Source organism: Kitasatospora sp. NPDC056138, assembly GCF_042264695.1.
Taxonomy (GTDB): domain Bacteria; phylum Actinomycetota; class Actinomycetes; order Streptomycetales; family Streptomycetaceae; genus Kitasatospora.
The window spans coordinates 18,753-27,144 of the sequence record NZ_JBHJVK010000091.1 but is presented as its reverse complement, the minus strand read 5'-3'; the positions used below and the strand labels follow the sequence as shown (position 1 = coordinate 27,144).

Annotated in this window: 7 protein-coding genes; 3 read left to right on the top strand and 4 right to left on the bottom strand. The window is 69.3% G+C overall.

Features of this window, described 5'->3' with window-relative positions:
• Nucleotides 1-674: 674 nt before the first annotated feature.
• Nucleotides 675-836: a hypothetical protein gene (locus ACFC1R_RS34945; RefSeq protein ID WP_375945685.1), complete on the bottom strand. Its 162-nt coding sequence runs from the start codon at nt 834-836 to the stop codon at nt 675-677.
• Between the two features lie 122 nt (nt 837-958).
• The gene (locus ACFC1R_RS34940) at nt 959-1,729 is read right to left on the bottom strand and encodes an ATP-binding protein (protein WP_375945683.1); all 771 of its coding nucleotides are present in this window, start codon (nt 1,727-1,729) and stop codon (nt 959-961) included.
• A gap of 247 nt (nt 1,730-1,976) precedes the next feature.
• Here ACFC1R_RS34940 and ACFC1R_RS34935 point away from each other — a divergent pair, with 247 nt between their 5' ends.
• Together ACFC1R_RS34935 and ACFC1R_RS34930 are read left to right on the top strand one after the other, a co-directional pair.
• Nucleotides 1,977-2,825, top strand: a complete 849-nt coding sequence (locus ACFC1R_RS34935) for a helix-turn-helix domain-containing protein (protein ID WP_375945681.1) — start codon at nt 1,977-1,979, stop codon at nt 2,823-2,825.
• Nucleotides 2,822-3,043: a DUF397 domain-containing protein gene (locus tag ACFC1R_RS34930; protein ID WP_375945679.1), complete on the top strand. Its 222-nt coding sequence runs from the start codon at nt 2,822-2,824 to the stop codon at nt 3,041-3,043. Before ACFC1R_RS34935 ends, ACFC1R_RS34930 begins: the two co-directional genes overlap by 4 nt.
• 222 nt (nt 3,044-3,265) lie before the next feature.
• Here the strand turns inward: ACFC1R_RS34930 and ACFC1R_RS34925 are convergent, their stop codons facing one another.
• Entirely contained in the window at nt 3,266-3,523 is a 258-nt protein-coding gene (locus ACFC1R_RS34925; protein ID WP_375945677.1) for a DUF397 domain-containing protein, read from the bottom strand.
• Between the two features lie 1,046 nt (nt 3,524-4,569).
• Here ACFC1R_RS34925 and ACFC1R_RS34920 point away from each other — a divergent pair.
• Nucleotides 4,570-4,734, top strand: coding sequence for a hypothetical protein (locus tag ACFC1R_RS34920; RefSeq protein WP_375945676.1), 165 nt, complete (start codon nt 4,570-4,572; stop codon nt 4,732-4,734).
• A gap of 936 nt (nt 4,735-5,670) precedes the next feature.
• Here the strand turns inward: ACFC1R_RS34920 and cas3 are convergent.
• The gene (gene cas3, locus ACFC1R_RS34915) at nt 5,671-8,391 is read right to left on the bottom strand and encodes a CRISPR-associated helicase Cas3' (RefSeq protein WP_375945674.1); all 2,721 of its coding nucleotides are present in this window, start codon (nt 8,389-8,391) and stop codon (nt 5,671-5,673) included.
• Nucleotide 8,392: the final 1 nt, after the last annotated feature.

Genomic DNA, 8,392 nt, shown 5'->3' with positions numbered 1-8,392 from the left:
CCCCGCCCCTACCCCCTTTCCCCGGGGTGGGGGGGGGTTGGTTTTTGTTAACACCCCCCCCCCCCGCACCCCACACGCCGCCCGGGGGGGTCCCCGCGCCGAGCGCGCGGGAACGCCGGAGGATCACCGGATGGCCCGTCCCTGCCTGCACGGTCAGGGGCTCCCCAGGCCATCCGGCCCGCCACCGCCAGCCGGCGCAGGAACAGCAGGAGCGCGAACTGGCGGAGGCCACCGCACCGTTCGGCTCCCCACGGCCTGGGTGCGGCAGTACTGTGAGGGCCTGCCCCCGGGGACCACGCGAAACGACGAGGCGTGATTTCCCGGGGGTGGAACCCTGTTGTGCGACCCACCGGTACAGGTGGGGGTGGTGCCCCGCGACCGGCCTGAACGGCAAGGCCAGGCGCGGGAGAGCGGAACGGTACCGGGCCGCAGGACGACCCGTACGTGTGCTGTCGAAGTGGCAGCCCAGGCGGGCGCATTCAACCTGGGCTGCCACCTGGCCGGGGGCAGCTGTGCCCCGGCCATGCCGGCAGGGGGACACCCGACCGCCGTCGGTCGGGACTGCCGGACTACGCGGCCCTCTCCACTGCCCGCTGGGGGGATTAGCGGGTTTCTGCGGAGGGTTCCGCGTCTTCCCGCCCTCGGGGGACGAGAAGCCTTTGCTGTGGCCGCCTCTACGAGGAGTTGCGCGGGAGATCGCCACTGTGCGGGATCTCGATGCTGCCGTGCCGCGACTGACGGATGATCAGCCTTCCGACCTGCAGCACTTCGCCGATCCTTTCCCGGAAGGGCTGCAGGGCGACAGAAAGCTGCCGGTTCACGACGTCGACCACCATCTGTTCCTGCGGGCTGGGACCCGGCACCCGCCGCCTGTGGGCCCGCACGGTGTGCCGGGCCGGACGCGTCCGGAGCAAAGACGACGGGCCGGGGGTGCAGGCGGCGGCGATGCGCTTGCTGCTCACGCCGCCCTGCCTATCCGCACGGTCCTGGCCGGACGGCCCTGACAGGGCGCGGCCGTGTGGACCACGGGCGAGGGCCGCAAGAGCAGGGCATGCCGGTAGGCGTCGAGCGCTGCGCTCTGCAGATCCGTCCGGGCCCTTCGCTCCGCAGCCATCCGCGCCCCCGGAACCTCCTCAGTCTCCAGGTACGTCGGCGCGCCGAGGGTCGGGGCGTTGAGGTCGAGCTTGAACCACACCCACTTCCCCGGGCCTTCGTCGTCCATCTCGCTGTTCCTCCACCCGTAGCCGGCCGAGAAACGGGCAACAAGAGTGAGACCGCGCCCGTTGGTCTCCGCCGCGCTCGCAGCCCGTTCCACCGGTACCCCCGGCCCGGGATCATGCACGGCAACGAGCAGCATGCCTCCGTCCATCTGCGCCCTCACGGGCAGGGAAGCGCCGGGTGTTGCGGCTGCGCCGCCGTAGCCGTGCATGATCCCGTTGGCCAGCAGCTCGCCCAGGAGCAGCTTGAGTGTCTCCGCCGTCTCGTCGTCGAGATCGAGGCCGGCCGTCCGCAGCAGCTCCACGAGCCTGCGGCGCGCGTCCCCGACTGCTTCGCATCTGGCTTCCGCCAGAAAGTTTACCGTGAGCATGACATTCCTCCGGGCGCCGGGCACGAGGCGGTCGGCTGAGGTGGATCCGGGGAAGCGGCCGTGACGGTCGCGGTGACCGCCACTGCACGGCGCCTGACCATCTACAGCCACACTCAGAGTGGCGCGGTCCAGCGGCTCCATGCCTGACGATCATTCAAAAATACGTTGTGCAGGCTCAGATGACAGAAGGCCACCGATGCTGTTAACAGCTGGCGTGCGGTCCGTCACACTCAGCATGGCGCGTGGCAGTGGCGATATGCAAGCTGCTCGACCAAACTTGAATTTATTCATTTCGAACCTGGATTCGGCTGCTTCGACTGCCAGTTGCTGGTAGCGCGCGTGCCCGGATCGGGGGCAGACTGGTCAATCGACAGATCAGGAGGACTGCATGGCGATCTCGACCGTTCGCCGACGCCAGCTTGGCGGTGAGCTGCGGAAGCTCCGCGAGCTCATGAAGGTGTCCGCCGACACAGTGGCCGAGGCCACGGGCCTGAGTCAGCCCAAGATCAACAGGATCGAGAACGCCCGGTCGGCAGCCAAGGTCGAGGACGTCATCACGCTCCTCGACTTCTACGAGGTCACAGACGAGAAGTTCCGCGCTGGTCTGATCGCGATCACCAAGGACGGGAGCAAGCGCGGCTGGTGGCTCAGCTACCGCGACGTCATCAGCGCCACAGCCTACGACCTGATCCAACTGGAGACCGAGGCTTCGACGTTCAAGACGTACGAACCGTCCTTCATCCCCGGTCTGTTCCAGACCGCGGACTACGCCAGGATCGTCATCGAGCGACTCGGAACCCGGCTGCACGGCACCGTCGAGGACCAGGTACAGGTCCGTATGGCGCGCCAGTCGATCCTGACCCGACCGAACCCTGTCCAGGTCTGGGCGGTGATACACGAATCGGCGCTGCTCTCCAACGCAACCCGGCCCGACATCATGGTCCCGCAGCTCGACAAGCTCCTCACGCTCAGCCGCTACGACAACATCAACCTCCAGGTCATGCCTGTCGGCGCTGCCTTCCATCCCGGCCACGCCGGACCACTGGCACTCCTGGGTTTTCCACACCGCCAGGACCTCGATGTCGTGTTCCTCGAAGGACTGCTGAGCAGTCTCTGGGTCGAGGAACCTGACGATGTGGAGCTGTACCGGACGAAGTTCGTCGAGATCACGGCTGAGGCCATGAGCCGAGACGACTCGCTCGCCTTCATCACCGAACAGAGAGACAAGATCAAGTGAGCTACTACTCCGACGCTTCCGCCACCGGCTTCCCCTTCAAGAGGTCGAGCTACAGCGGGGGCAATGACAACTGCGTCGAGTGCGCGGCCGGCGCGGCCGGCGAGGTCGCCGTGTGTGACAGCAAGGACCCGCAGGGGCCGGCCCACCGCTACCCCTCCGCCGCCTTCCGCCGCTTCACCGCAGCCGTCGGCACGAACACCCTGGTCCCAGTGAACTGACCGGACACCCCCAGTGATGTGCGTATGGCCCGGCACTTCCGAAGTGTGCCGGGCCATACGCATTGCCACCTGCTGGTTGTGACAACTCGCCGGGGCGTGGCGCATCCGTCGCGCCCCAGCCTCAGCTTGGCGATAGTACGCACGACCGCCAGGCTGTGGCTACGGGGGCCGCCTCACAGTTCCTCGCTGTCGATCACAGCGCACGTCCCACGGCGGAAGCGGTCAGGACGGGGCGGGAAGATTGTCGAACTCTCCATCAGCCGCTCCCCGCTGGAAGGCATCCCACTCGGCCGGGGTGTAGACAAGGTAGGGAGCGTCCGGGTCACCACCGTGACGCATCACCACGAACCCGCCTTCCAACACAGCGATCTGCGGGCCGTCGGTATCCCCCTCGACGCCGAGCCACTGCGCCTCGCGGAGTTCCTCGTCCGTGAACTTGGGTTTGCCCACCGACTCTGTCTCGCTGTGCTGTTCTGTCACGTCAGCTCTCCTCGTACTTCCCTGGGACGTCGCTCTGATGGCCCACCGCTGACGACGTCAGTAGGCATTTTCGCAGACTCTTCGTCAGGCACTGGAGCCCTTCGCGGCCCGGACGCCGCTGGTGGCAGCACGCCAGTGTCAAGGGACAGTGGGATTCTGCCGCGTCCGCTGACACGCCAGCAGCGGGACTGGATGACCTACGCCGCCGACCTGGCCGCCAGTTCCAGCACCCATCCCGGAACCCCGCCCGGAACAGCAGGGAACGGGCGGCTTCTCGCCCGCCAGGCTCGGGCCCCCACTGCAGCCCGGCGTCGACCAAGTGGCCTTCTTGGACGCCAACCCCATCACCGCGACCTGACACCCGGGGAGAGCCTGGGCCTTGTCCTGTTGAAGTCCCCGGACCGTACCGCCACGCTCCAACTGCGCTACGACCGCGTCAACTACCAGGTCAGGGAGCGCGCCGAAATGTTCGCGGCCATCCGGCGGCGTATCAGCAAGATCACGGGCGAAGCCCCACTTCCGTCGATGCCAGGGTGCCGCGCTATTGGATGAGCGTCAGTGCCCAGTCCCCTCGCGGTCGTCAATGCCACTTCTCCCGAAGGGATTGCTAGGTCTTGGCGCTGTCCCATGTGCGCTGCGCTCCTCCGACACCGTCGCCGAGTTGTCGCCTGCCTGGGATGGAGCGCCGCAGGCTGGGTTGGCGAGTGGTCGGTGTCAGGCAGGATGTCCCCGGACAGGACTAGGCCGGAAGGGCATCGTGCCAGCATCCGGTACCTGGAGGCTTTCGACGGCTGAACTCCGGTCGCCGGGAGAGGTTCTGGTCGGCACCGCTGACACCACGGACTCCGACGGCTGATCTCCGTACGTCGGGAGAGCACCTGGGCCCGGATATGCCGCGCCCCGTCGCCTACGGCTGAACTCCGTACATCGGGAGAGCACCATGGCGACCCCGATCCCGTGCCGGATGGCCGCGGCTGAACTCCGTGCGCCAGGAGAGTGTCCGCTGCTGGGCCAGCTCGTCCTCCAATCCGTTGGTTGAACTCCGTATGCCAGCAGAGGCGCTGATCGGCATCGCCGTCACCACGGACGCCGACAGCTGGACTCCGAGCACCGGGAGAGCACTGCAAGGAGACCTGCCACCTGCCGTCCTGGACCGGCTGACCTCCGTCCACCGGGAGAGCATGGCGGAGTGCGCGAGCGCGACCTCATGAACCGCGGCAGATCTCCGCACGCCGGGAGAGCACTACAGGTCCAGCAAGGTGCGAAGCTCCATCGGCGGCTGAACTCCGTACGCCGGGAGAGCACGCGCGGACCGGCTGGTCCGCACTCGGGTCGGCCGGCTGAACTCCGTGCGCCGGGGGAGCACACGACGTCCTGGTCCTCGACCTTGGCGAGGTACGGCTGAACTCCGTGCGCCGGGAGAGCACACGGTGTCGGCGGCCACCTCCATGGCAGTGGTCGGCAGATCTCCGCACGCCGGGACAGCACTGGGCTGACCACACCGAGATCATGACCGCGGGCGGCTGAACTCCGTGCGCCGGGATAGCACGGCCAGATGATCGCCGCGCCGAAGCCGGGTTGCGGCTGAACTCTGTACGCCGGGAGAAATTGGCATGTAGACCGGCAGGACGATGTAAGCCATCGGCCGAACTCCGTGCGCCAGGAGAGTGTCCGCTGCTGGGCCAGCTCGTCCTCCAATCCGTTGGTTGAACTCCGTATGCCAGCAGAGGCGCTGATCGGCATCGCCGTCACCACGGACGCCGACAGCTGGACTCCGAGCACCGGGAGAGCACTGCAAGGAGACCTGCCACCTGCCGTCCTGGACCGGCTGACCTCCGTCGACCTGGAGAGCCCCCGTACCGGGATCCTGATGCGCCGTCGGCATCGCGGCCGATCTCCGCACGCCGGGAGAGCACACGAAGGCGGACAGGGCGGTGAGGATGCACCACGGCAGATCTCCGCACGCCGGGAGAACACTTCGCCCTTGCCCTCTCTCGGCGACGGGTGCCGTCGCCGGCAGATCTCCGCACGCCGGGAGAACACGGCCGCACCGGCCCCGGGCACTGCTGACACCTCGGCAGATCTCCGCACGCCGGGAGAACACCCTTGATGACCTGCGGGTCTTCAGGTGCTTTGCTGTTTCTTTGTCATGGATCGGGGCCTCGCCGGGTTGTCCGGCTGACGAGTCCGAGGGTGGGGTGGAGGCTCAGGTCGTGGTGGTGGTTTCGGTAGGGCTGGGGGACGCCGTTGCACAGTGGCTGGGGCAGGAGCCGGAGGTGTCGTAGGGAGGCGACGTCCTTCCAGACGGGCGGTGGGTCGGTGTGCGGGTCTGCTGCGTCGAAGAGGGCGGCGCGGATGGGGACGGTGAGGTTCATGAGCTGGTGCATCGCGGCGGGGTCTGCGGGGGTGGCCTGATCGGGCAGCGGTTTGGTGGCTCGGCGATTGAGCCAGGTGTGGCCCGGGGTGGTGTAGACAGGCAGGACGCGCAGGGTGTCGGCGCCGAGCCGGGTTTCGGGGTGGGGGGCTTCGCCGTCGGACAGCTGATGGAGGTCGGTAATGCGGGCAGGTCTGGGGACGGCGGCCTGCTTGCCCAGGGCGTGTTCGGTGGCTTGCCGACCTTCGTGGCTGATGCCGGCCGGGGTGGTGAAGTCGAGCTCGTAGACGGCGTCGAGGAAGTCGGGGAGGTCCTCGGGGATGGCGAGGTGGTGGTCGCCTGGGGGGCCGAGGGCGGTGCGGGTGCGGTCGAGCAGTGATTCGTCGTAGACCTGGAGCCAGGCTGCCGGGAGGCGCCCGGGCGGGACGAGGACGGTGATGCGCGGGCCGGTGGCCCAGGGCGGCCGGTCGGCGCGCGGGTGGCGGAACTGGCGGCCGGCGCGCTGGATGATCAGCGCGAGAGGCGCGAGGTCGGTGATGACGAGGTCGGTGTCGATGTCGAGGCTCTGCTCGGCGAGCTGGGTGGCCACGACGACGAGCGGGCGGGCAGGCCGGGGACGTCCTTTGCCGGTCCAGCGCCGGAGTTTGCGGGTGGCGGCGGTGCGACGGTGGTGGGGGGTGGCGGCCTGCAGCAGGAGGAGGCGCGGGGTTCGCGGGCCGGTGCCCCAGGTAACCGCGAGGAGGTCGTAGGTGGCCTGGGCGTCGGCGATGGTGTTGCAGACGATCAGCGCGCTGCCGCGGTGGGAGTCGTGGAGGGGGCGGAGGGCGTCCAGGACGGCGTGGGCGCGTCCGTGGGGGTCGTCCGGGTCGTGGATGTGGGTGGCGGAGGTGACGGTGATGGTGAGGGTGTGGGCCCGGGCGGAGGGGATGGTGGGGCTGGTAGTGATGGTGCCGGTGGCCAGGTCGGTGTAGGTCCAGCCGGGGTAGGGCGGGTGGAGGGCGGGGGTGTCGGTGTGGCCTGAGCCGGCGCGGTAGGCGTGAACCAGGTCGGCGGCGGTGTTGCCGGTGAGGGTGGCGGAGAGCAGGACGATGGGGATGCCGAACGCGCCGAGCCAGTGGAGGGCTTCCTTGGTGAGCTGGTGCTCGTAGGGGCCGTAGGCGTGGGCCTCGTCGATGACGACGGTCTTGCGGGTGATGCCGAGCCAGCGGACCGTGTTGTACCGGGCGGGCAGGACGTCGGTGACGAGCTGGTCCCAGGTGGCGGCGCACGTGTGGCCGAGCAGCGGCCGGTAGCGGCCGCGCAGCCACTCCTCGACGGCGGTGGCGTCGCTGGCGACGGTGCTCTGGAGGGGGTTGAAGTGGGTGTCGAGCCAGGCGAGGTGGTGGACCAGGCCGGTGGGGGCGGGGCCGCGGGTGGTGGCGCGGGTGTGGGCGCGCAGGCGTTCCCACATCGGCTCGCAGCTCGCGCGGTTGGGCAGGAACATGGCGGTGCCGATGCAGTGGGCGGCGGCGCCGAGCACGCATGCCGCGAACAGCCCGCATTCGGTCTTCGCGTCACCGGTCGGCGCGGTGATCAGCAGCAGGCCCGGCCCGAGCCGGTCGACCAGCTCGGGCAGCTCCTTCTCGATGCGCTTCTGCAGGGGGTAGAGCCGGTGCCCGCGCAGATCGGGGAACATCGCGCGCATCGTCGTCGGCGGGACGACCACCGGGGTGCGTAGCTGGGCGTCGCGCAGGGCGGCGGGGGCCAGGCGCAGTGCGCGGTGCAGGTGGGCGGCGGCGCTGGTGATGGTGTCGGTGTCCCAGTCGGTCTGGCGGGCGGTGATCCAGGTGTTCTGGGAGGCGAGCCAGTCGGCGAGGGAGATGACGCCGGCGGTGAGGATGGCGGTGGTGGGCGGGGCGGTGCGGGTGGGCAGGAGGGGGTGGCCGAGGAGGGTGTCGGCGGTTTCGAGTAGGCGCTGGCGTTCACGGTCCCAGCCGTCGGTGCCGAGGGCGGGCAGGGCGGTGGTGGGGTGGGTGAGTTCGTCGCGCAGGTGGGTGAGCGGGGGTGGGAAGGTGCCGTGGTGGGTGGCGGCGATCTGCGCGAGCTGGTGGGCGACGAGTGTGCTGGGGCTGCCGTTCAGGGGCAGGTCGTAGAGGCGGTGCAGGAGTTCGGGCAGGACGTAGAGGGTGGCGCGTTCGTGCCGCAGGCGGGGGGTGTCGGGGGGTTGGGGGGCGTAGCCGGGGCGGCCGGTGAGGTGGTCGGCGGTGGGGACGGCGGCCTGCCAGGCGGGTTGGATCTTGCCGATGTCGTGGAGGGCGGCGAGGAACATCAGTAGCAGGCGGACTTGGTTCTGGGTGAGGTGCCAGCCGTGGGCGATGAGGCGGCGTTGGTGGCGGGAGAGGTAGTGGCGCCACAGGGCGCAGGCCATCGCGGCGGTGTCGAGGCCGTGGAGGTCGATGCCGTAGGGGGTGGTGAGGCCGCGGTGTTTGGCCCAGGGGCCGGGGGGTGGGTGCATG